Source organism: Cryobacterium sp. Sr3, assembly GCF_004402835.1.
GTDB lineage: Bacteria > Actinomycetota > Actinomycetes > Actinomycetales > Microbacteriaceae > Cryobacterium > Cryobacterium sandaracinum.
Genome location: NZ_SOFA01000001.1, coordinates 51467 through 74074 on the forward strand (window position 1 = coordinate 51467; position 22608 = coordinate 74074).

At 68.2% G+C, this 22608-nt stretch carries 21 protein-coding genes and 1 pseudogene; 14 read left to right on the forward strand and 8 right to left on the reverse strand.

The window, feature by feature from the left end:
* Positions 1 to 15: 15 nt before the first annotated feature.
* The gene (locus tag E3N94_RS00220; RefSeq protein WP_134373602.1) at positions 16 to 1212 is read right to left on the reverse strand and encodes an acyltransferase family protein; all 1197 of its coding nucleotides are present in this window, start codon (positions 1210 to 1212) and stop codon (positions 16 to 18) included.
* A gap of 26 nt (positions 1213 to 1238) precedes the next feature.
* On the opposite strand from E3N94_RS00220, the gene E3N94_RS00225 reads away from it, so the two are divergent.
* On the forward strand, positions 1239 to 2018 hold the full coding sequence (locus E3N94_RS00225; RefSeq protein WP_134569583.1) for an SDR family oxidoreductase: 780 nt from the start codon (positions 1239 to 1241) through the stop codon (positions 2016 to 2018).
* A gap of 93 nt (positions 2019 to 2111) precedes the next feature.
* Here E3N94_RS00225 and E3N94_RS00230 read toward each other — a convergent pair.
* From E3N94_RS00230 to E3N94_RS00245, 4 genes and pseudogenes are all read right to left on the reverse strand, one after another.
* Positions 2112 to 2330 (reverse strand): annotated as a pseudogene (locus E3N94_RS00230) (alcohol dehydrogenase catalytic domain-containing protein); the annotation flags it as partial.
* 138 nt (positions 2331 to 2468) lie between these two features.
* On the reverse strand, positions 2469 to 4112 hold the full coding sequence (locus tag E3N94_RS00235; protein ID WP_104170207.1) for a cation acetate symporter: 1644 nt from the start codon (positions 4110 to 4112) through the stop codon (positions 2469 to 2471).
* The gene (locus E3N94_RS00240) at positions 4109 to 4468 is read right to left on the reverse strand and encodes a DUF485 domain-containing protein (RefSeq protein ID WP_104099874.1); all 360 of its coding nucleotides are present in this window, start codon (positions 4466 to 4468) and stop codon (positions 4109 to 4111) included. The genes E3N94_RS00235 and E3N94_RS00240 overlap by 4 nt, the downstream gene beginning before the upstream one ends.
* A gap of 78 nt (positions 4469 to 4546) precedes the next feature.
* Positions 4547 to 6481 carry an AMP-binding protein gene (locus E3N94_RS00245; RefSeq protein WP_134569584.1) on the reverse strand — a complete coding sequence of 645 codons (1935 nt, stop codon included), beginning with the start codon at positions 6479 to 6481 and terminating at the stop codon, positions 4547 to 4549.
* 87 nt (positions 6482 to 6568) lie between these two features.
* Here E3N94_RS00245 and E3N94_RS00250 point away from each other — a divergent pair, with 87 nt between their 5' ends.
* The 10 genes from E3N94_RS00250 (at position 6569) to E3N94_RS00295 (ending at position 15575) form a co-directional block, all read left to right on the forward strand.
* A complete protein-coding gene (locus tag E3N94_RS00250; RefSeq protein ID WP_134401751.1) occupies positions 6569 to 7285 on the forward strand; it encodes a GntR family transcriptional regulator in 717 nt (238 codons plus the stop codon).
* A 60-nt stretch (positions 7286 to 7345) separates the two neighbouring features.
* Complete coding sequence (locus tag E3N94_RS00255; protein WP_134569585.1) at positions 7346 to 8881, forward strand: MmgE/PrpD family protein; 1536 nt, start codon at positions 7346 to 7348, stop codon at positions 8879 to 8881.
* Positions 8881 to 9792, forward strand: a complete 912-nt coding sequence (gene prpB / locus E3N94_RS00260) for a methylisocitrate lyase (RefSeq protein WP_104099878.1) — start codon at positions 8881 to 8883, stop codon at positions 9790 to 9792. The genes E3N94_RS00255 and prpB overlap by 1 nt, the downstream gene beginning before the upstream one ends.
* A 46-nt stretch (positions 9793 to 9838) precedes the next feature.
* Positions 9839 to 10969: a bifunctional 2-methylcitrate synthase/citrate synthase gene (locus tag E3N94_RS00265; protein WP_104099879.1), complete on the forward strand. Its 1131-nt coding sequence runs from the start codon at positions 9839 to 9841 to the stop codon at positions 10967 to 10969.
* Positions 10970 to 11005: 36 nt separating this feature from the next.
* Complete coding sequence (locus E3N94_RS00270; protein WP_104099892.1) at positions 11006 to 11623, forward strand: phosphoribosyltransferase; 618 nt, start codon at positions 11006 to 11008, stop codon at positions 11621 to 11623.
* Positions 11620 to 12339 carry a Type 1 glutamine amidotransferase-like domain-containing protein gene (locus E3N94_RS00275; RefSeq protein ID WP_134373598.1) on the forward strand — a complete coding sequence of 240 codons (720 nt, stop codon included), beginning with the start codon at positions 11620 to 11622 and terminating at the stop codon, positions 12337 to 12339. Before E3N94_RS00270 ends, E3N94_RS00275 begins: the two co-directional genes overlap by 4 nt.
* 10 nt (positions 12340 to 12349) lie before the next feature.
* Complete coding sequence (locus tag E3N94_RS00280; RefSeq protein WP_134569586.1) at positions 12350 to 13036, forward strand: uracil-DNA glycosylase; 687 nt, start codon at positions 12350 to 12352, stop codon at positions 13034 to 13036.
* A 26-nt stretch (positions 13037 to 13062) separates the two neighbouring features.
* Entirely contained in the window at positions 13063 to 13641 is a 579-nt protein-coding gene (locus tag E3N94_RS00285; RefSeq protein WP_174720224.1) for a GNAT family N-acetyltransferase, read from the forward strand.
* Between the two features lie 44 nt (positions 13642 to 13685).
* Positions 13686 to 14048, forward strand: coding sequence for a hypothetical protein (locus E3N94_RS00290; protein WP_134343258.1), 363 nt, complete (start codon positions 13686 to 13688; stop codon positions 14046 to 14048).
* A 72-nt stretch (positions 14049 to 14120) separates the two neighbouring features.
* Positions 14121 to 15575 (forward strand): amidase, encoded by a 1455-nt coding sequence (locus E3N94_RS00295; protein ID WP_134569587.1) that lies wholly within the window; start codon positions 14121 to 14123, stop codon positions 15573 to 15575.
* Between the two features lie 139 nt (positions 15576 to 15714).
* Here E3N94_RS00295 and E3N94_RS00300 read toward each other — a convergent pair whose 3' ends face one another.
* Positions 15715 to 17781 (reverse strand): MMPL family transporter, encoded by a 2067-nt coding sequence (locus tag E3N94_RS00300; protein WP_134569588.1) that lies wholly within the window; start codon positions 17779 to 17781, stop codon positions 15715 to 15717.
* A gap of 61 nt (positions 17782 to 17842) precedes the next feature.
* Here E3N94_RS00300 and E3N94_RS00305 point away from each other — a divergent pair, with 61 nt between their 5' ends.
* The 3 genes from E3N94_RS00305 (at position 17843) to E3N94_RS00315 (ending at position 20452) form a co-directional block, all read left to right on the forward strand.
* Entirely contained in the window at positions 17843 to 18367 is a 525-nt protein-coding gene (locus E3N94_RS00305; RefSeq protein ID WP_166790019.1) for a MarR family transcriptional regulator, read from the forward strand.
* Between the two features lie 91 nt (positions 18368 to 18458).
* Positions 18459 to 18959 (forward strand): Fur family transcriptional regulator, encoded by a 501-nt coding sequence (locus tag E3N94_RS00310; RefSeq protein ID WP_134401747.1) that lies wholly within the window; start codon positions 18459 to 18461, stop codon positions 18957 to 18959.
* Positions 18956 to 20452 (forward strand): catalase, encoded by a 1497-nt coding sequence (locus tag E3N94_RS00315; protein ID WP_134401746.1) that lies wholly within the window; start codon positions 18956 to 18958, stop codon positions 20450 to 20452. The genes E3N94_RS00310 and E3N94_RS00315 overlap by 4 nt, the downstream gene beginning before the upstream one ends.
* A gap of 155 nt (positions 20453 to 20607) precedes the next feature.
* On the opposite strand, the gene E3N94_RS00320 is transcribed toward E3N94_RS00315, so the two are convergent.
* Together E3N94_RS00320 and E3N94_RS00325 are read right to left on the reverse strand one after the other, a co-directional pair.
* The gene (locus E3N94_RS00320; RefSeq protein WP_104099150.1) at positions 20608 to 21027 is read right to left on the reverse strand and encodes a DUF302 domain-containing protein; all 420 of its coding nucleotides are present in this window, start codon (positions 21025 to 21027) and stop codon (positions 20608 to 20610) included.
* A gap of 736 nt (positions 21028 to 21763) precedes the next feature.
* Positions 21764 to 22606: an SDR family NAD(P)-dependent oxidoreductase gene (locus E3N94_RS00325; RefSeq protein ID WP_104099671.1), complete on the reverse strand. Its 843-nt coding sequence runs from the start codon at positions 22604 to 22606 to the stop codon at positions 21764 to 21766.
* Between the last annotated feature and the right edge of the window lie 2 nt (positions 22607 to 22608).

The following is a 22608-nucleotide window of genomic DNA, read 5'->3' on the forward strand; positions in this document are numbered from 1 at the left end:
AGCGTCACGAAGCGGTCAGCGCGGCGTGTCACGCGGTGTGCCGACGGCAGGGTCTGCGGGCGGTGCGTCTGCGGGAGGCTCTGCGGGAGGCTCGGCGGCGAGCGTGCCGGCAGGCGCGTCGAGGTGCGGAAGCACGATAGTGCCGGTGTCGGTGCGCGCCTTCTTGCGGAACAGCCAGCGGGCGCGCGGCTCGATCAGCGGGTGGAACACCCTGCGCACGATCCGCTGCGAGAGGGCGATGGAGATCAGCACGCTGAACCCGATCATCGCGGGCAGCACCCAGCCCGGCTGGGGTCCGCCGAGCACCCCGCTCTCGCGCAGGAGAAACAGCACGAAACTGTGCAGCAGGTAGATGTACATCGTGGCCGCGCCGTAGGGCGTGAACCAGAGCCGTCGCCGGGGCATGAGCACCAGGAATGCCACGATGAGGGCGAACGCGAGCAGCAGCAGACCCAGACGGATGACGCCGGCCCAGAGCTGGTCGTAGCCGAACGCCGGGTAGGCCTCGTCGTAGAGCAGGAACTGGCGCACCTGCGCCTCACGAAGGGCGTCGATGTTCGCCACGATCACGCCCAGCAGTGCCGTGAACAGGGTGAACGCGCCGATCCGCCAGCGCCATACCGCGGTGGCGTGCAGCCCCAGCCAGCGGTCGGTGAGCTTCCACTGGCGTAGCTGCCAGCCGAAGACGAAGAACGGCAGCAGCCCGAGCGTGCGCGACAGCGCGAAGGTGCTGTCGATCGACGCGAAGTACCCGGCGCCGACGGAGATGATCACACTGATCAGCAGCGGATGGCGCAGCAGCACGAGGAAGGGTAGGGCGAGGCGCCAGGCCAGGAGGGCGATCAGGAACCACAGGGTCCAGGAGGGGGACGAGTAGTCCAGGCGGAATTCGCCGCCGAGTAGCCAGTGCACGACTGTCCAGATCGTCTCGAAGATCACGTAGGGGAGCACGATGTCGGTGACCAGACGATGCAGCTGGCGAGTACCGAGCGGGCCCGACCGGGCGAAGTACCCGCTGACGGCGACGAACAGCGGAACGTGGAAGGCGTAGACGAACAGATAGAACTCGTAGGCGACATCCGACTCGGCGATGAGTTTCAGGATGGCGTGCCCGAGCACAACCAGGGCGATCGCGATCCAGCGCGCATTGTCCCAGAGCGGCACGCGTCGTTTCTGCACGTGCGGTATTCCGGCGGCGCGTGGGCTCATCATGCTGCTTCTCCGACCAGAATGGGACCATGGGTACAAAAAGAGTCGTTGTGACCGGTGCGAGTTCGGGGATCGGTGCCGCCACCGTGCGCCTGTTCCGCCAGCGGGGCTGGGATGTGGTGGGGGTGGCTCGCCGCACCGACCGCCTCGCGACGCTGCAGGCGGAGACCGGGGCGCAGGTCTTCACGGCCGACCTCACCCGGCAGGCGGACGTGGACGCGCTGCGCGACTATCTCGCGGCGTCCGGGCCGGTGCACGCGCTGGTCAACAACGCGGGCGGCGCAGTGGGGCTGGACACCGTCGAGGAATCGAAGATCGAGGACTGGGCCTGGATGTTCGAGATCAACGTGCTCGCGGTCAAGCGGGTCACGAGCGCCGTGCTGCCCTTGCTGCGGGCCGGGATCCGGGCGGAGGGCGGCGCCGCCGACATCGTCACGGTCACGTCCATTGCGGGTCATGTCGCCTACCTCGGAGGTGGAGGGTATAACGCGGCGAAGTTCGCCGCGCACGCCCTGATGGAAGTCTTGCGCCTGGAATTGAATGGCGAGCCGATCCGGGTGATCGAGGTTGCCCCCGGGATGGTGCAGACCGAGGAATTCGGGCTGGTGCGCTTCAACGGTGATGCGGAGAAGGCTGCCGCGGCCTACGCCGGGGTGCCGAATCCGCTCACCGCCGAAGATATTGCCGAGACGATCGTGTCGAGCGTCGAACGCCCGGCCCACGTCAATCTGGACCTGATCGTGATCAAGCCGGTTGCGCAGGCGGCCCCCATGCGAGTCGCGCGGGGGCCGCTGGCACCCAAAGACTGACGCACTCAAGCGTTCTGCCTAGGGGTGGACCAGGATCTTCACAGCAGTGTCGTTGTGGTTGATCAGGGTGTCGAAGCCCTCGCTGGTGAGGTCGAACTCGTGGCCCATGGTGACCGGGAGGGATTCATGCGAAAGCGGATGCGGGTGGCCGGGCGCCGAGATGAAGATCGGGCCGTCGAGATACTCGTGAAGGTCGGTGCCGCAGATGCCGCACCAGGCGACTGCGATCTTCACTGTGCCGCTGCGGGTCTCCGGATCTTCGATGCTTTCAATGCGGACGTTTTTCTGGCCGTGGAAACGTGCAGCTTTCATTGAGAATCTTCTCCAGTCATGCGTCAAAGGCTCGGCGTAGGCGGATGGTCTGGCCCTCCGGCCCGCGGAACGACACTACTCCCCCCGGCTGGGGTGCAGCCGAGGGGAGTAGTGGTCATGCGCGTCGTACGGTTTCGATCAGTGCTCGGAGGCCTTCTCGGCGCCGAAGCCGGTCATGGACCGCACGGACATTTCCGCGGCCAGCAGCGGGTCTTCCTTGCGAGTGCTGGTGACCGAGCCGAGCCAGCCCAGGAAGAACCCGATTGGGATGGAGATGATGCCGGGGTTGCTCAGTGGGAACCAGGCGAAGTCGACGTCTGCACCGAACATCGACGTCTCCGTGCCGGAGAAGACCGGCGAGAAGATGATCAGACCGACGGTGACCGCAAGGCCGCCGTACATGCTCCACACGGCGCCGCGGGTGGTGAAGCCGCGCCAGAAGAGCGAGTACAGGATGGTCGGCAGGTTGGCGCTCGCCGCGACGGCGAAGGCCAGGGCCACCAGGAAGGCGATGTTCTGCCCCTGCACGCCGATGCCGCCGGCGATCGAGAGGATGCCGATGATGACGACGGTACGACGTGCGACCTTGACCTCGGCGTCGGGGTCACCCTTGCCCTTCTTGATCACGCTCATGTAGATGTCGTGAGCGAAGGAGGTCGCGGCGGTGATCGTGATCCCGGCCACCACGGCCAGGATCGTGGCGAACGCAATGGCCGAGATGAAGCCGAGCAGCAGCGGTCCGCCGAGCGCGAGGGAGAGCAGCGGCGCGGCCGAGTTCACTCCGCCGGGAGCGGCGAGGATGACATCTGCTCCGACGAGCGCGGCGGCACCGAAGCCGAGCACCAGCGTGAACAGATAGAACGCACCGATCAGCCAGATCGCCCAGACGACCGAGCGACGGGCTTCCTTGGCGCTGGGCACCGTGTAGAAGCGCATCAACACGTGCGGCAGGCCCGCGGTGCCGAGCACCAGGGCGATGGCGAGCGAGACGAAGTCGAGCGGGTTCTCGCCGTATTTCAGGCCGGGCACCAGGATGGCGTCGGCCGGCACACTCGTCGAGGCGGCGATGGCCGAGTCGAGAAGCGCCGAGAAGTTGAAGCCGTTGATGGCCAGCACCCAGACGGTCATCGCGAATGCGCCGATGATGAGCAGGAATGCCTTGATGATCTGCACCCAGGTGGTGCCCTTCATGCCACCGATGAGCACGTACATGATCATCAGGCCGCCGACCACGGTGACCACGACGGACTGCCCGACCTTGTCGTTGATGCCGAGGAGCAGCGACACGAGGCCGCCGGCTCCGGCCATCTGGGCGAGGAGGTAGAAGAAGCAGACGGCAAGGGTGGTCGTCGCCGCGGCCACGCGCACGGGACCCTGACGCAGGCGGAAGGAGAGCACATCCGCCATGGTGTACTTGCCGGTGTTGCGCATGAGCTCGGCCACCAGCAGCAGGGCGACGAGCCAGGCCACGAGGAAGCCGATCGAGTACAGGAAGCCGTCGTAACCGCTGACCGCGATCGCCCCGACGATGCCGAGGAACGACGCCGCGGAGAGGTAGTCGCCGGCGATGGCGAACCCGTTCTGCGGGCCGGTGAAGGACCGGCCGCCGGTGTAGTAGTCGGCCGCGGTCTTGTTGTTGCGCCCGGCGCGAATGACGACGATCAGGGTGACCGCCACGAAAGCGAGGAAGATCGAGATGTTCAGCACGGGGTTGTTTTCCGCGGGTTCGACGGCTTGGGCCAGGCGGCCCGGCAGGGACTGCAGAATGCTGGTTGCGATCATTTCTTGTCCATCTCCTCAAGCTCGGCACGCAGCTCGGCCCCGAGGGGGTCGAGACGGCGGTTCGAGTACGACACGTACCACATGGTGATGGCGAAGGTGGTGACGAACTGGCCGAGGCCGAGCACCAGTCCGAGGTTGAACTTGCCGAAGACCGGGATTGCCATCACGTCGGGCAGGTAGGCCGCGACGAGCACGAAGGCGAAGTACCAGATGAAGAAGAAGGCGGCCAGCGGCAGCACGAACCCGCGGCGCTGCTTCTTCAGCTGGATGAACTTCGGCGTCTTCTCATACGCGATGTAGTCGATGGTGGACGGTTTTACTCCGTCCGGGAGTTTGTCTTTCAGTGATTCCGCCATGCGGGCTCCTTTGCTCCGGTGAAGGGATGTGACTGTGTGGGATGGTGCTGGGGTGATCTGTGGGGGTCGACTGGTGCTTCAGGCGTTCGGGCCGACTCCATGCACGGCCTGCTTGAGGGCGTCGAGAACCGTGGGATCCTCGATCGTCGGCGGTACGGTGTAGGCCTCGCCATCGACGATCTGCCGGATGGTCTTGCGGAGGATCTTCCCCGACCGGGTCTTCGGCAGCCTGTCCAGGATGGTCACGTCTCGGAACGCGGCCACCGGCCCGACATGCTCCCGCACCAGCGCGATGAGCTCTGCGCCGAGAGTGTCGTGGTCGATCGTGGTCCCGGACTTGAGCGTGACGAAGCCGGCCGCGCGCTGCCCCTTGAGAGGGTCGCGCACGCCGAGCACCGCGCACTCGGCGACCGCAGGGTGCAGGGTGAGCACCTCCTCGAGCGAGCCGGTGGACAGTCGGTGCCCGGCAACGTTGATCACGTCGTCGGTGCGGCCCATCACATAGAGGTAGCCGTCCTCGTCGAAGTGGCCGGAATCTCCGGTGGCGTAGAAGCCGGGGAAAGCCGACAGGTAGGAGCTTTCGAAGCGGTCTTCGCTGCCCCAGATCCCGAGCAGGGCGCCGGGCGGCAGCGGGAGGCGGATGGCGATGTTGCCGTCCTTGCCGGCCTTCGTGACCGGCTTGCCCTGGGAATCGAGGATGGCGATGTCGTAGCCGGGCACCGGGAACGTGGCCGAGCCCGGTTTCGTCGGGATGTCGGCGATGCCCCGCGGGTTCGCGCAGATCGCCCAGCCGGTCTCGGTCTGCCACCAGTGATCGACCACCGGGCAGTGCAGCCCGTCATTGGCCCAGTGGTATGTCTCCGGGTCGAGGCGTTCGCCGGCCAGGAACAGCCCGTGCAGGCTCTGGATGTCGTGCCCCGCCAGTTCGACCAGGTCAGGGTCGACGCGGCGGATGGCACGGATGGCCGTGGGCGCCGTGAACAGGACTGACACCTGGTAGTCCTCCACCACGCGCCAGAACGCCCCGGCATCCGGGGTGCCGACCGGTTTGCCCTCATAGATGACCGTGGTGGCGCCGACCAGCAGCGGGGCATAGACGATGTAGGAGTGGCCGACCACCCAGCCGACGTCAGAGGCCGCCCAGAAGACGTCGCCGGGCTTGACGTTGTAGATGTTGGCCATCGACCAGGCCAGCGCCACGGCGTGGCCGCCGTTGTCGCGGACGATCCCCTTCGGATTGCCGGTCGTTCCGGAGGTGTACAGGATGTAGAGCGGGTCGTCGGAGCGAAGGCTGATCGGCGCGGCCGGGGAGGCCTCGTTCTCCTCGTGGGCCCAGTCCAGCCAGGCCACGTCGCTGGTGCCGGCGTAGTCGGCGGCGCAGCCGGGGACCATCTCCCGGTCGCGCACGATGACGGTGTGCACCGAGCCCTTGCTGCGAGCGAGGGCGCGTTCGACCAGAGGCAGGTATTCGACCGCCCGGCCCGGTTCGAGGCCGCCGGAGGCGGTCACGATCACGGTCGGTCGCGCATCGTCGATCCGCACGGCGAGCTCGCTGGCTGCGAAGCCGCCGAAGACGACGGAGTGGATGGCGCCGATGCGGGCACACGCCAGCATGGCGACGATGGCTTCCGGGATCATCGGCAGGTAGACGATCACCCGGTCGCCCTGGCCGACGCCGCTGGCGCGGAGCACCCCGGCGAAGCGCTCGACGCGTCCCAGAAGTTCGCGGTAGCTCAGGCGCACCCGGGTGCCGGACATCGCCGAGTCGTAGATGACGGCCGTCTGTTCGCCGCGGCCGGCAAGCACGTGGCGGTCGAGCGCGTTGTAGCTGGTGTTGAGTTCGCCGTCCGGGAACCAGCGCCAGGCGCCGGGGAAGCGTTCCTCCAGCGCCACCGTCGGCGGAACGGTCCAGTCGATTGCCCGGGCTGCCTGCAGCCAGAACGCCGAACGCGTGCCGTCATCGATGCTTCTCTGCCACAGGTCGTAATACCCCGCCGAAGCTTTCCCTGACATTCGAACCTCTCCGTTGAAGTTCCTATGTATACATAGAATTCGTGAAGTCTGGCACATAACCCGCAATAAGGGAATAACATGTGATTTGTGTATACAGAAACCCCAACGACGGGGACCACGGCTCCGGTTCGCGCAAGCGAACGCGCCTACCGGCAGCTGCGCGGCGAGATTCTCGACGGCCTCCTGGCGCCCGGCACGGGGCTGCTCGAGGTGGAGCAAGCCGCCCGGATCGGGGTGTCGCGCACCCCTCTGCGCGCGGCGATCGCCCGGCTGATCGCCGACGGTCTGGTGGCCGGCCGCACCGGCCGTGGGTTCATGGTCACCGAGATGAGCGTGGACAGAATCGGGGAACTCTACGAGGTGCGACGGGCGTTGGAGGAACACGCAGCCCGGATCGCCGCCGAGCGCCGCGACCCGGCGGTCTTCGAGGCTCTCCGCACGCAGTTCCTTGCGGCCCCGGAGCTGCTCCGGCACGGCAAGGCGGGACTACGCCGCTACTACGAGCTGATCGACGAGTTCGACCTGGCCCTCGACGTGGCCGTGGCGAACCCCTTCCTCGTGGGTGCGCTCGCCGGGGTGCGCACGCACCTCGCCCGCATCCGTCGCCTGGCCCGGGACAACCCGGACCGGCTCCGAAGCGCCGCCGCCGAGCACCTGCTCATCGTGAACGCCGTTCTGGCGGGCGACTCGTCGCTGGCCGCCCACGCCACGCACGTGCACCTCCACCAGAGCCTCACCAGCGTTCTCGCGACCCTCCGGGGATCGTCGGCCGTTCCGGCCGACCCATCGCCTCCACCGCGCTGACCGCACTATTCGAACCAATCGAACCAATCGAACCAATCGAACCAATCGAAGGGATCCACCGTGCAGCTCCACCACGTTCGTGTTCACCGCAGCGACGAGAACCTTGCCCGCACCGACCAGCTGGCCTGGAAGATCGCCGAGGTCGCTTCCGACCCGGTCGGGGTGAGCGACGAGGTGACCGAGATGATCGTCAACCGGGTGATCGACAACGCCGCCGTCGCCGCGGCGTCGCTGACCCGGCGCCCGGTGGTGTCGGCCCGCTCGCAGGCGCTGGCGCACCCGCGTTCGTTCAACGGCGTCGGGGCGACCGTGTTCGGCGAGCAGCGCTCCCGCCGGGTGTCACCTGAGTGGGCGGCCTGGGCCAACGGGGTCGCCGTGCGTGAGCTCGACTACCACGACACGTTCCTCGCCGCCGAGTACTCACACCCCGGCGACAACATCCCGCCGATCGTCGCGGTCGCCCAGCACCTCGCCACCGCCCGCGGATTGACCGGTCGCGACCTCGTGCGCGGCATCGCCACGGGCTACGAGATCCAGATCGACCTGGTCAAGGGCATCAGCCTGCACGCGCACAAGATCGACCACGTGGCCCACCTCGGCCCGTCGGCGGCCGCCGGCATCGGCACCCTGCTCGGGCTCGACCCCGAGACCATCTTCCAGGCGGTGGGGCAGGCGCTGCACACCACGACGGCCACCCGGCAGTCCAGGAAGGGCGAGATCTCCAGCTGGAAGGCACACGCCCCGGCCTTCGCCGGCAAGATGGCGGTGGAGGCGGTCGACCGCGCGATGCGCGGCGAAACCAGCCCCACCCCGATCTACGAGGGTGAAGACGGCGTGATCGCCTGGCTGCTCGACGGGCCGGATGCCGCCTACGAGGTGTCGCTGCCGTCGAATGGTGAAGCCAAGCGCGCCATCCTGGACAGCTACACGAAGGAACACTCGGCGGAGTATCAGGCGCAGGCGTGGATCGACCTGGCCCGGAAGCTGCACCGGGAGCACCCGGCCCTGTCCGATCCGGCCAACGTCGTATCCGTCGTCATCCACACCAGCCACCACACCCACTACGTGATCGGCTCGGGCGCGAACGACCCGCAGAAGTACGACCCCACGGCCAGCCGGGAGACCCTCGACCACTCCATCCCATACATCTTCACGGTCGCCCTGCAGGACGGCAGCTGGCACCACGTGGATTCCTACCGGCCCGAACGCGCCGGCCGGGCCGACACGATCGCCCTCTGGAACAAGGTGACCACCACGGAAGACAGCGAGTGGACCCGCCGGTACCACTCGCTCGACCCGGCCGAGAAGGCCTTCGGCGGTAGAGTCGAGATCGAGCTCACCGACGGCAGCCGGGTCGTCGACGAGATCGCCGTCGCCGACGCCCATCCGCTCGGCGCGAAGCCGTTCGGGCGGGCCGAATACGTGCACAAGTTCCGCACCCTCGCGGCCGACGTGGTCGAGGAGGGCGAGATCGTGCGCTTCCTCGCCGCGGCCGAACGCCTGCCGCGGCTTGGCGCCGGGGAGCTCGGCCAGCTCACCATCGTGGCCCGTAACGGGTTGCTCGCCTCACTTCCCACCCCGAACGGAATCTTCTGATGTTGTACTCGAAAGTCAGCCCGGCCGCCAAGCGGGCCGCGTTCCGCAAGGACCTGGCGAGCGGCCGGCTGCTGCGCTTCCCCGGTGCGTTCAACCCGCTCTCGGCTCGACTGATCGCGGCCAAGGGCTTCGAAGGGGTGTACATCTCCGGCGCGGTGCTCTCGGCCGACCTGGGTCTGCCCGACATCGGCCTGACCACTCTCACCGAGGTGGCCGGACGGAGCCAGCAGATCGCCCGGATGAGCGACCTGCCCACGATCGTGGACGCCGACACCGGCTTCGGCGAGCCGATGAACGTGGCACGCACGATCCAGACGCTCGAGGATGCCGGTCTGGCCGGCATGCACATCGAGGACCAGGTCAATCCGAAACGCTGCGGTCACCTCGACGGCAAGCAGGTCGTCGACGACGACACGGCGGCCAAGCGCATCCGGGCGGCCGTCGACGCCCGGCGCGACCCGAACTTCCTGATCATGGCGCGCACGGACATCCGTGCCGTCGACGGCCTGGCTGCCGCGGTCGACCGGGCGAAGAAGCTCGTCGACGCCGGGGCCGACGCGATCTTTCCGGAGGCGATGGCATCCCTGGCCGAGTTCGCGGCCATCCGCGCCGCCGTGGACGTGCCGGTGCTGGCGAACATGACCGAGTTCGGCAAGGGCGAGCTCTACACGACCCAGCAGCTGGCGGATGTCGGCATGAACATCGTCATCTTCCCGGTGTCCCTGCTGCGCCTCGCGATGGGGGCGGCCGAACGCGGCCTCGACACCATCGAGGCGCAGGGCTCACTGACCGGCTTGCTGCCGGAGATGCAGCACCGGGCGAGGCTCTACGAGCTGCTCGACTACGAGTCGTACAGCCACTTCGATTCCGGCGTCTTCAACTTCACCCTCAACCCGGATGTTGCCTCGTAGCAGCCCGGCCCCGCATGCAGATCCAGTCTCAACGCAAGGGAGCGACATGAGTCAGAACGAACCGACCATTTACAAGGGCCTCGCCGGCGTCGTGGTCGACCATACGCAGGTGTCCAAGGTCAACCCCGAATCGAACTCGCTGCTGTACCGGGGCTACCCGGTGCAGGAACTCGCGGCACAGAAGAGCTTCGAGGAGGTGGCCTACCTGCTCTGGCACGGCGAGTTGCCGACCGACGTCGAGCTGGGCGAATTCGAGGAGCAGGAACGCTCCCTCCGGCACCTGACTCCTGCGGTGAAGCGCGTCATCGACGAGCTGCCGATGACGGCGCACCCGATGGACGTCGTGCGCACGGCGGTCAGCCTGATCGGCGCGAACGACCCCGATGCGGCCGACGCGTCGCCGGCGGCCAACCGTGCCAAGGGCCTGCGGCTCTGGGCCCAGATGCCGGCGATCGTGGCCTACGACCAGCGCCGCCGCCACGGCCTCGAGCTGATCGAACCGCGCAGCGACCTCGGCTACTCGGCCAACTTCCTGTTCATGACGTTCGGCGAGGTGCCCGAACTCGTGGTCGTGAACGCGTTCGATGTGTCCATGATCATGTATGCGGAGCACTCCTTCAACGCGTCGACGTTCACCGCCCGCGTGATCACCTCGACCCTGTCCGACCTGCACTCCGCGGTCACCGGAGCGATCGGGGCTCTCAAGGGCGCGCTGCACGGCGGGGCGAACGAGGCCGTGATGCATATTTTCGACGAAATCGGGCTCGGCCTGGGCGCCGGGAAGCGCGCCGAGGCGTGGCTGAATGAGACCCTCGCCGCAAAGCGGAAGGTGATGGGCTTCGGCCACCGGGTGTACAAGCACGGGGACTCGCGGGTGCCGACCATGCGCACCGCGCTGGTCACCCTGGTCGAGCATTATGACCGGCCGGACCTGCTGGAGCTCTACGAATCCCTCGAGGCGGGGATGACGACGCGCACCGGCATCCTGCCCAACCTGGACTACCCGTCGGGACCGGCGTACAACCTGATGGGATTCGACACCCTCACTTTCACGCCGATCTTCGTCGCGGCGCGACTGACCGGGTGGACCGCGCACATCATCGAGCAGACCGCATCGAATGCCCTGATCCGGCCGCTCTCGCTCTATAACGGCCACGAGGAGCGGCACCTGGCCTGAGCTCATCGTGACCGCGCCGTGACCTACCATTGGGAAATGGGATTCGACGCGGACGACGCTGCACGTGATGTGACCGGAATTGAGCGGGAAGTGCTGGGCTGGGACGTGTTCGCGGACGCGTCCCGCCAGCTGTCGAAGGCGGTGCTGTCGAGCGGTTTCCAGCCGGATGTCGTGATCGCCATCGCCCGCGGCGGGCTGCTGCTCGCCGGCGCCATGTCGTATGCGCTGGGCACCAAGAACTGCGGCAGCATCAACGTGCAGTTCTACACCGGCGTCGACGAGCGCCTCCCCGTGCCGGTCCTGTCGGGACCGATGCTCGACGCGCCGTCGCTAACCGGCCTGCGGGTGCTGCTCGTCGACGACGTCTCCGACTCCGGGCACACCCTCGCGATGGTCGTCGCGCTGCTGCGGGAAACCGCCTGCGAGGTGCGCACCGCCACCCTGTACACGAAGCCTCGCACCGTGCTGGTGCCCGATTTCACCTGGTGTGAAACGGACCGCTGGATCGTGTTCCCCTGGTCCTCGCTGCCTCCCGTAGCGGAGAGCCTCACCGGTGCGAGCCTGCCGGGCGGCGCACAGCTCGATGACGACCTGCCTGTCGCGAGCCTGCTCGCCGCCAGCCTGCCCCTCGTGGCCCGGGGCGCCCTGCTGTGAGCGTGCACCTGGTCGGCGGCGGTTGGAACCCCCGGACAGACGCGGCCGTCTTCGGACCCTTCCTGGCCGAGGCCACGGCGCGCGGAGTCGTGGCAGGCCGCGCGGAGCCTGGCATCGCGATCCTCGTCGTGCGTGCCGAAGACGCCGCCGACCACGCCGCGAACCTGGTCGCCGCCGTTTCCGCGGCCGGCGAGTTCGAGCCGAAGGTCACCGTCGTCGCCCCGGGCGACGTCTTCGCCCTGACCGCTGTGTCCGAGGCCGACGGAATCCTGGTCGGCGGCGGAGTCACCCCCGCCTACCTGGTCGCCGTGGCCCCGATATTCGGTGAGATCCGTCGTCAGGTGGCCGCCGGCATCCCCTATCTCGGATTCTCTGCCGGCGCGATGATCGCGGCCGAGCGTGCCCTGATCGGCGGCTGGCGCATGGGCGGCGTCGAGGTCAGCGGCGAACACGCCGCCGAGGGGCTCGACGAGATCACCGTTGAACCCGGCATCGGGCTGCTCGACGTCACCGTGGAGGTGCACGCCGCCCAGTGGGGCACGCTGTCCCGGTTGGTCGCGGCCACCGAGGCCGGCCTGATCGACGGCGGCCTGGCCGTCGACGAGAACACCGCGCTGGTCGTCGGCGAGGGCGCGCTCAGCGTCGTCGGAGCCGGCAGTGTCTGGCGGGTCAGCGAGGCCGACGGCGGGGTGCTCGTGAGCACCTTCGGGGCCTGAGCCGAGCATCATGCCCGTCACCCTCGCGGCGCTGACCGAGAGCCGGGCCATCGATCTTGGCTGGGCCCAGGCGCTGGCGCCGGTGGGGCCGGAGATCGACCGAATGGCGGAGCTCCTGCGCGCCGAGACTCTGGCCAGCCGTATCTGGCTACCGGCCCCGGAGAACGTCTTCCGCGCCTTCGCCGAGCCGTTCGATGCCGTGCGGGTGCTCATCGTCGGCCAGGATCCGTACCCGACCCGGGGACATCCGATCGGGCTCGCCTTCGCGACCGAGGCACACGTGCGGCCGCTGCCGCGCAGCCTGGCGAACATCTGCCGGGAGCTGCACGACGACGTGGGCGTCACCGCCGCCACCGGAGACCTCTCGCCGTGGTCGCGGCGGGGGGTGCTGCTGCTCAACCGCGTACTCACCGTGCAGGCCGGCCTGGCCGGGTCGCACCGGCGCCGCGGCTGGGAAAGCGTGACCGAGCAGGCCATCCGCGCCCTTGTCGCCCGGGACCGGCCGCTCGTGGCGATTCTGTGGGGGAAGGATGCCGGCACGCTGCGGCCGCTCCTCGGGGACACGCCGGTGATCGAGTCCGCGCACCCGAGCCCGCTGTCGGCCAGGCGCGGATTCTTCGGTTCAAAGCCGTTCAGCCGGGCCAACGAGTACCTCGGCCGCACCGGGGCGGCCCCGGTGGACTGGTCCCTCGGGTAATCTGGAGCTCTCTGGAGGAGTTAGCTGTGCTTGAAGAGGAATACCAGCCGCGTCGGCAATTGCCCCGGCACCTTCGACCGACGCCCGCGGAAGAGGCGCCGTTCGGATTCACCATGCGTGAGGCCCAAATCACCGATCTGCCGTATATCCGGGAGGTCTACAACTACTACGTCGCCAACAGCACGGTCACCTTCGACGTCGACCCGATGACCCTCGCCGAGTGGCGCAGCAAGTTCTACTATCTGGGCAAGCTCGGGATGCCGTTCATCGTGGCCGTCTCCCCGGCCGGCCAGCTGCTCGGCTACGCCCTGGTCAGCCCGTGGAAGCAGAAACGCGCCTACCGGTTCACGGTCGAGAACTCGATCTACCTCGGAGCGGCCTCCACCGGCAAGGGACTGGGCCGGATGCTGCTCGGCGAACTCATCGAGCGCTCCCAGGCGGCCGGGCTCAAGGAGATCATCTCGGTCGTCGCCGACCAGGGCGCCGACGCGTCGATCAAGCTGCACCTCGACTTCGGATTCGCGGAGATCGGCCGGATGGGCAAGGTCGGCTTCAAGTTCGACCGCTGGCTCGGCACCGTGCTCCTGCAGAAGAGCCTCAAATAGGCGCAGCGGCGAGTCTGCGGCCGGCGGACGCCTAAAATCGAGGGATGACCGATGCCCTGCCCACCCTGCCCGAGCGCCACACCGTGTTGCGCTCGTTCGCAGGACACCTCGAGGCCGGCCCCGACGCCGTGTTCAACCGGCTCGTGACGGCGATGGCCTCGGGGGCGGCCGGCGGGGGCAACGTGCACACCGACCGGGACCGACGCCGACTTGTGCTGCGGCGCGGCTGGTGGTACCGCGGCGAGTACCAGGTGCTGCCCGAGGAGGAGGCCGGGTCGCTCGTGCAGTACGAGATCATCAACGTCGCGCAGCTGCTGCCGTGGGCCGGGTCGTGGGCGGCGGCATCCGTTCTCCGCGCCGCGCCGCGGGCGTTCCAGGCGTTGCTGACCGGGCTGTCCCACTCTTGAGCGTCGCGCCGCTGAGCGTCTCGCCGCTCCGTCGCGCCGATGCCCGGCATCCCGGCTGGTTAGGCTCGGGGGATGGCCGCTCCGCATGAACTGACCGCTCTCGAACAATGGCAGGCGCTGCAGCGCGGTGAGATCAGCCCCACCGAGCTGACCGAGCACTACCTGGGCCGGATCGAGGCTCAGGACTCCGGCCTCGGCGCGTTCGTGAGCGTGACAGCGGATGCCGCGCGGAAGCGGGCCCGCTTCGTCGAGCAACTGATGCCGCGCAGCATGCCGCTCTGGGGTCTGCCCTTCGCCGACAAGGACCTGCAGAGCCGCGCCGGCGTGCCGGCCCGGTTCGGATCGCGGCTGATGCAGGATTACGTGCCGGCCGAGTCCGACGATCTCGTGCTCGCCCTGGACGCGGCTGGCGGCGTGAGCCTCGGCAAGACCAGCACGCCCGAGTTCGGGCTGCCGTCGTACACCGAGACGCTGGCCGGGCCGCCCGCGCGCAACCCGTGGGACCGCTCCCGGGGCGCGGGCGGCTCCAGCGGCGGGGCGGCGGTGGCCGTCGCCGCCCGGCTGCTTCCCTTCGCTCCGGGCTCCGACGGCGGCGGCTCGGTGCGGATCCCCGCGGCAGCCTGCGGTCTCGTCGGCCTGAAACCGTCGCGCGGCCGGGTGCCCTCGTCGTCCGGGATCAACGCGCTCGGCGGTCTCAGCGTGGCCGGACCGCTGGCACGGACGGTGGCGGATGCCGCCCTGCTGCTGGACGCCATGATCGCGCCGCGAGGCGGGCATCCGCAGCACCTGTACTCGCTCCGGCCCCCCGGCGACGATGCACCTCTGCTGGCCGCCGCCGTGCGCGGCGAGGGCCGGTTCCAGCTCGGCGTGATGACAACCTCCGCCTGGGATGACGCCTACCCGATCGAGATCGCTCCCGAGGCGCTGGCCGCCCTGATGGTGGCCGTCGACGGGTTCGCGAGTATGGGCCATGGCCTGGAGGAGACGGCGCTCGAGCCCGACGACAGCTATGTGCCGGCGTTCCGCGCGATCTGGCAGGCCGGCGCTGCGAGCATCCCCGCCGACACCCCGGAGCAGGAGAAGCTGCTCGAGCCGCTCACCCGCTGGCTGATGAACCGCGGCCGGGAGCTGTCCGCTCGGGATCTGGCTCAGGCGCTCACGGCACTGTCGGCTTACGAGCGGTCGTTCATCCGCCAGTTGTCCCGGTTCGACGCGGTGCTGACCCCGGCGCTCGCGCTCACGCCGCGCCCGCTGGGCTGGTACGACGCGGTCGACGGGGAGCGCAACTTCGCCCAGCAGGTGCAGTACACCCCGTTCACGTCCATGGTCAACGTGAGCGGACTGCCCGCGATCGTGCTGCCCGTTGCCGAAACCGGGGCTGGACTGCCGATGGGAGTGCAGCTGATCGGCCGGCCGGGCGGGGAGGCCACGCTACTGGCGCTCGGTGCGCAGCTCGAACGGAGGCTGCAGTGGCAGCACCGCACGCCGCCCGAGGCCGGCGGCCCCGGACTCCCGTGCGCCCGCTGAGCGATTCCGAGCGCGCGGTCAAACCAATTCGACGGAGATTTTGGGTCAAGCACCGGTTTTTGAGCCTGAACACGCGGTCTAGAGCAAAATCTCCGTCGAATTCGTTCGGGGTTCGACACGGATTCTCGACCGCGGTGCGCTAGACCAGCGGGGCCTTTGCGGCCGGACGGGACGGCCACCAGAACCTGTCGCCGGTGAGGAACACCAGCGCCGGCACCACGAGGGTGCGCACCACGAGCGTGTCGAGCAGCACGCCGATGCAGACGATGACGCCGATCTGGGTGAGAGCCACGACTGGCAGCACGCCCAGCACGGCGAAGACCGCCGCGATCAGGATGCCGGCGCTCGTGATGACCGCGCCCGTCGACGACAGGGCGCGCACCATGCCCTCCTTCGTGCCGAACCGGATGCTCTCTTCCCGGGCTCGGGTGGTGAGGAAGATGTTGTAGTCCACCCCGAGGGCCACCAGGAAGAGGAACGCGAACAGCACCACGTTGGTGTTGAAGGCGGGGAAGCCCATCAGGTTCTGGAAGATCCAGTTGGAGGCACCGAGGCTGGCGAAGTACGTCGCCAGCACGCTGAGGATCAGCAGAACGGGTGCCACCAGGGAGCGCAGGAGCAGGGCGAGGATGGAGAACACGATCGCCAGGATCATCGGGATGATCAGGGCCTGGTCGGCCTGGGCGCTCGTCTTGTTGTCGAACGCCGTGGCGTCGCTGCCGCCGACCAGCGCCTCGGACACGTCGCCCGAGGTGTCGGCATAGGTGCCGCGCAGTGTGTCGATGACGGAGAAGGTTTCGTCGCTGCCCGGCTCGCTGGACAGGGAGAGGTTCAGCCGGGTCAGGCCGTTCGCGCTCTCGCCGGGCATCACGGACTCGACGCCGGGCGTGTCGGTGGCAAGCGTCGTGGCCTCGGCGGCCGCGGCATCCGGTACCAGCACGATGGTCTGGCTGGTCAAGCCGGCCGAGAAGGATTCCTTCACGATGGCCTGCGCCTGCACCGATTCGGGCTTGCCGAGGAGTTGGTCGGCCTGCGACAGCCCCACGGAGGCGCCGATCAGGCCCAGGCTGAGGGCGCCGATCGCGGCGACGGATGCCGCGGTGACTACGATCGGACGGCGCTGCACGCCCCGACCGAGGTGGGTCCAGAAGCCGGGACGCAGCTCGGCACCGGCGCCCGGCACGAAGCGGGGGATGAACGGCCAGAACAGGCCGCGGCCGCAGACCACAAGGGCAGCCGGCAGCACGACCAGCGCGAAGATGATGGCGATGACGACACCGATAGCGCAGGCGAAACCGAGCGCGCGGTTGCCGGACAGCTCGGCGAACAGCAGGGTGAGCAGGCTGAGCGCGACCGTGCCGCCACTGGCGGCGATGGCCGGGCCGGCACCGCGCACCGCGGCCAGCATGGCGTCGTTGCGGTTCTCGGTGCGGAGTAACTCCTCGCGATAGCGGGCCACGAGCAGCAGGGCGTAATTGGTGCCAGCGCCGAAGACCAGCACGGACTGGATGCCGGCGACGGAGGGGTCGAGGGTGATGCCGAACGGCTCGGCCAGGGCGCCGACGACGACCCCGGACAGGCCGTCCGCGATGCCGACGACGACGAGCGGAACGATCCAGAGCACGGGACTGCGGTAGGTGACGATCAGAAGCACGGCGACGACGATCACGGTGACGAGCAGCAGCCGGAAGTCGGCACCAACGAAGGCGTTGGTGATGTCGGACTGAAAGCCGACGGCGCCGGTGACGAAGGCGTTCAGACCGCTCGGCAGTGCGTCGGACGCGGCGTCACGGATGCCGGTGGCCGCCCCGCCGATGTCGGCATCGGCCTCGTCCGCGTCCAGCGGAACGATGCTGATCGCGGCCTGCCCGTCATCGCTGAACCGCGGCATGGTGGCCTGCGGCACGATCGACTCCTCGGCGAGGGCGGTGCCGCGTTCGGCGATGGCTGCGATGTCGGCCCGGGTCAGGTCGGCACCCTCCCGGGTCCAGACCACGATCGCGGAGGTCTGCTCGGCGGAGGGGAACTCGGCGAGGAGAGCGTCGACCTGTGCGGCCTGGCTGGATGTGGGCAGCCCGGAGGTGGGAAACTCCTCGGAATCGTCGGAGGGGAGGAGGGAGAAGAGCAGACCGACGGCGACAATCGTCGCGATCAGTACGATCCAGGCCGTGAGTCGACCGGTGATGATCCGCTGAATCGCGAGCAAAATTCCTCCAAGAAGCCTGATTGCTAGGCGTCCTAGCAATCTTCGTAATAGTATGGCTCCTATGGAAGAGCGTCGCAAGTTCGCTCCCGGCTCCGCGGCCGGGGTAGTCGGCGCGCCGGGGAGCGGCGAAAGTCGGGATTCCAGTCTGCCGGTTTCGGACCGGATCGGGTTCCAGCTGCACGACATCGTGCACCTGTCCCGCGCCTTCGAGCGCCAGGTCGGGCAGGCGCTCGAGGTGAACGCCACCGACCTGTCCGCGATGGAGCACCTGATCCGGGAGGGGTCGCTGACCCCGGGCGAGCTGTCCCGCTGCCTGGACATCTCCACGGCGGCAACCACTCTCGTGGTCGACCGGCTCGTGGCCCTCGGTCACGCCCAGCGCCATCCGCACTCGTCGGATCGGCGCAAGGTGGTCGTGGTGCCGGCTCAGGAGTCGGTTTCGCGGGCGTTCCAGCAACTGCTTCCGGTGATCGGGGGAGTGGCGGCGCTCACCCAGGATCTCTCTGATGAGGAACGAGAGGTCATCGAGGCCTTCCTGGCCCGGGTCGTCGACGTTTACCAATCGGCACTCGGCTCGCCGTCCTGAGCCGGTGATCCGCGCCCAGCAGCCCGCGTGCGCCACGCCCGGTGGTCGCCATTGTTTTGAGTAATTCAAAACAACTGTTAGCGTGGGGCGCATGACGGAAACAGGGCGGGTGCGGGCGGTTGAGGCTTCCGGTCTGCTCGCCGACAGCATCCGTGCGTCTGGGCTCAAGGTCACCGGGCCCCGCTTGGCGGTGCTGCGTGTTCTCGACCAGGCCCCGCACTCGACCGCGGAGCGGCTCTACGCCACGGTTCGAGCCGAGCTGCCGGGCACCTCACTGCAGGCGGTATATGGTGTGCTCGCGGCCTTCACCGGCGCGGGGATCGCCCGCAAGATCGAGCCGGCCGGCTCCCCGGCTCTCTTCGAACGCCGGGTCGGCGACAACCACCACCACATCGTCTGCACCCGGTGCAGCGCGGTGCACGACGTCGACTGCGCCGTGGGTGAGTCCCCCTGCCTGACGCCCTCGAACACCTCCGGATTTACCGTGCAAACCGCCGAGGTCACCTACTGGGGCCTCTGCCCCGACTGCCAGACCGCCACACTTACCGCGCTTTCCACACCTGCACCGCTGTCGAACGAAGGAGCACAATGACAATCAAGTCCACCACCACGCAGACGGGAACGCCCGTCGTCAGCGACGAGCACTCCCTGACCGTTGGAACCCAGGGAGTCACTGCCCTGCACGACGTCTACCTGGTCGAGAAGCTCGCCCAGTTCAACCGCGAGCGCATTCCGGAGCGCATCGTGCACGCCAAGGGCGGCGGAGCGCACGGCGTCTTCGAGGTGACCGGAGACGTCTCCGCGTACACCCGCGCCGCCGTCTTCGCGCCCGGAACGACCACCGAGACGCTGCAGCGCTTCTCCAGCGTTGCCGGTGAGCAGGGCAGCCCCGACACCTGGCGCGACGTGCGCGGCTTCTCGGTGAAGTTCTACACCTCCGAGGGCAACTACGACATCGTCGGCAACAACACACCGGTGTTCTTCATCCGCGACGGCATCAAGTTCCCCGACTTCATCCACTCGCAGAAGCGCCTGCCAGGCTCCGGCCTGCGCGACGCGACCATGCAGTGGGACTTCTGGACCCTCTCCCCGGAGTCCGCGCACCAGGTGACCTACCTGATGGGCGACCGCGGCCTGCCGCGCTCCTGGCGCGAGATGCCCGGCTTCGGCTCGCACACCTACCAGTGGATCAACGCCGCCGGTGAGCGCTTCTGGGTCAAGTACCACTTCACCTCCAACCAGGGCAACATCGAGATGGAGGGCTCGGAGGCTGAGCTCATCGCGGGGGCCGACGCCGACTACTACCGTCGCGACCTCTTCGACGCCATCGATGCCGGAAACTTCCCGTCTTGGGACGTCTCGGTGCAGATCATGCCGTACGACGACGCCAAGGCCTACCGGTTCAACCCGTTCGACATCACCAAGGTGTGGCCGCACGCAGACTACCCGCTGGTCAAGGTCGGCACGCACACCCTGAACCGCAACCCGGAGAACTTCTTCGCTGAGATCGAGCAGGCCGCGTTCTCCCCGGCGAACTTCGTGCCCGGCATCGCGGCGAGTCCTGACAAGATGCTGATGGCGCGCATCTTCTCCTACCCGGACGCCCAGCGATACCGTGTCGGCACGAACTTCAACCAGCTGCCGGTGAACGCCGCGAAGGCTCCCGTGAACAACTACTCGCAGGATGGCGCCGCTCGCTATCACTTCAACGCGACGGATGTCCCGAACTACGCTCCGAACTCGCTGGGCGGCCCGGTGGCCGACCCGCAGGCGGCAACCGACGGAAGCTGGGAGAACGACGGCGAACTCGTGCGCGCCGCCGCGCAGCTGCGCAGCGAGGACAGCGACTTCGGCCAGGCCGGGACGCTGTACCGCGAGGTCTACGACGATGACGCCAAGGCGCGCTTCCTCGACACCATCACCGGTGCCATCAGCGGGGTGGAACGTCCCGAAGTGACCGAGCGAGCTATCGCGTACTGGACCAGCGTCGACGCCGACCTCGGCGTGAAGCTGCGCGCGAACCTCGCGACCTGGGCCGAGGCCGACCTGCTGGCCGAGGCCGCAGCCGGGTACGCCGCCCCGTAGCAGCAGCGCTGCACCCGCAGAATCCGTTCACGACAACGCCCGGCCTTTTCGAGGTCGGGCGTTGTCGTGTCGATGCGCTCGCGAGCTGAGTCAGCGGCAAGCGGAGCGCGGAGCGCGGCGCCCGGTGGACCTGCGCATCCAGCGCTGCGCGTTGGCTACTGCGTTGCGCCGGCGAGCACGGCCGCGAGGGCTGCGCGCAGCCGGGCATCCGCTTCGATGGAGACCTGCTCGATCTCCGGTTTCGTGCTGAGCTGCGCCATGATGGCCGGGTCGAGGGCTTCCACGGTGGTTTCACCGGCCCCCGCGTGGCGGCGCACGACCACGTTGCAGGGGAGCAGGGCGCCGATGCCCGGGTCGGCGGTTACGGCCCGCTGGGCCAGGGCGGGATTGCAGGCACCGAGAATCAGGTAGTCGCCGACGGCGTCGGCGGCCTCCTGGCCGAGCTTGGCGGCGAAGGTGGACTGTATGTCGATTTCGGTCAGTATGCCGAATCCCTGGTCGGCCAGTGCTTCCCGGGCCATCCGGACCGCTTCGTCGAACGAGACATTGACCGTGACGGTGTGTGCGTAGCTCATGCTGTTCCTCCACTTGGGTGACATTCACTCGGTTCATTCACTCGGTGACATTCACTGGGGACCGCGACGCCCCCAGACCATCATGCGCGCCACCGGCCCGATCTGCCACCGTGAACGGGTGGATTCTCGTTAGGTCAGGCATTTCATACGTGGGACATGCTCACCTCGACGGATGCGCCCGGCGCCAGCCGCCCCCGCGCGAGCTGCCGGCCATTCGCGGTCAAGGTTGCGCACGTGCTCCGGCTGTCGTCCCCATTCACCCGGTCCACTTTCACCGGCCCCGAGCTGCACCGGTTCGGCCATAAGGGAGCTCAGGGTGGGCGCCCGAATCTACAGGTGCCGCGGCACGTCCGGCTCGTCGTGTGGCCAACTCAGGAGATCCGTCCGGGCCCTCCGGACATCCGTGCTGATCCTGCACTGCTTCGCACCGGTTGGTAACTGCGGGTGACGGATGTCCTGAGTTGGCCACACGCGCGCGCTTGGCCGCCCTGACCCGCGGAGGCAGGACGCAGGGCGGCAAGGCCCATCGACCGGAGCCGTGGCGAGCTCGGTGCGCAGCCGGAGTTTCTCCCGTTTGGAGTTCCGCACCGCGACCCGAACCCCGAACGAATTCGACGGAGAATTTTGGCCGAATCGGCCCAAAACAGCGCGAGAAAGCCGTTTCGAAGCAAAATCTCCGTCGAATTCGTTCGACACCAGAAGCCTCGTCCAGGAGGCTCCGGCCAGGAGGATCCGGCTAGGAGGCCAGAGGCGCCGAGTGCGCGGCGACCAGCGCGGAACTCTGCTCCCAGAGGGCGGCGGCCAGCTGAGAGTCGTAGGCCTGCTTGTTCGCCTTCTGGATGCGGCGTTTCTCGTAGTACTCGCCCGATGCCCAGTCGGTGCCCGGCGTCGCGGTGGCCAGCCAGACCAGGGTGTCGGCTCCCTGTTCAGCGCCGAGCAGCAGGCGTTTGAGCGGAGTCTGGTAAATGAGGCGCATGAGGGTCGTCGACCCGGTGGAGAAGCTCGTTGCCACCACGCCGGGGTGGAAGGCTGCAGTGGTGAGTCCCTCGTCGCTGTAGCGGCGGTGGAGTTCCCTGGTGAAGAGGATGTTCGCGAGCTTGCCGTCGCCGTACGCCTTGTTCGCGGAATACTTCGTCTCGCCCTGCAGATCGTCGAGGTCGATCTTGCCGAAGAGCTGGTTGGCGGCGCTGGACGTGTTGATCACCCGGGCCCGACTGGCGACGAGTCGGTCCATCAACAGCGTGGTGAGCAGAAAGGGAGCCAGGTGGTTGACCTGGAAGGTCTTCTCATAGCCGTCAACGGTGGTTACGCGGTCGCCCATAATGCCGCCGGCGTTGTTGGCGAGCACGTCGATGCGCGGATAGTGCTCCTGCAGCTCGGCGGCAAGGGTGCGCACCTCGTCGAGGCAGGCGAAGTCGGCCACGAGGAAGTCGGCACCCAGCGCCTCGGCGACAGCGGCGGTCTTGGCTGGCGAGCGGCCCACGATCACGACTCGGTCGCCGGACTGGCTGAGGGCGCGGGCGGCGGCGGCGCCGATCCCGTCGCTGGCGCCGGTGATCACGATGGTGCGTGCGGTCATTC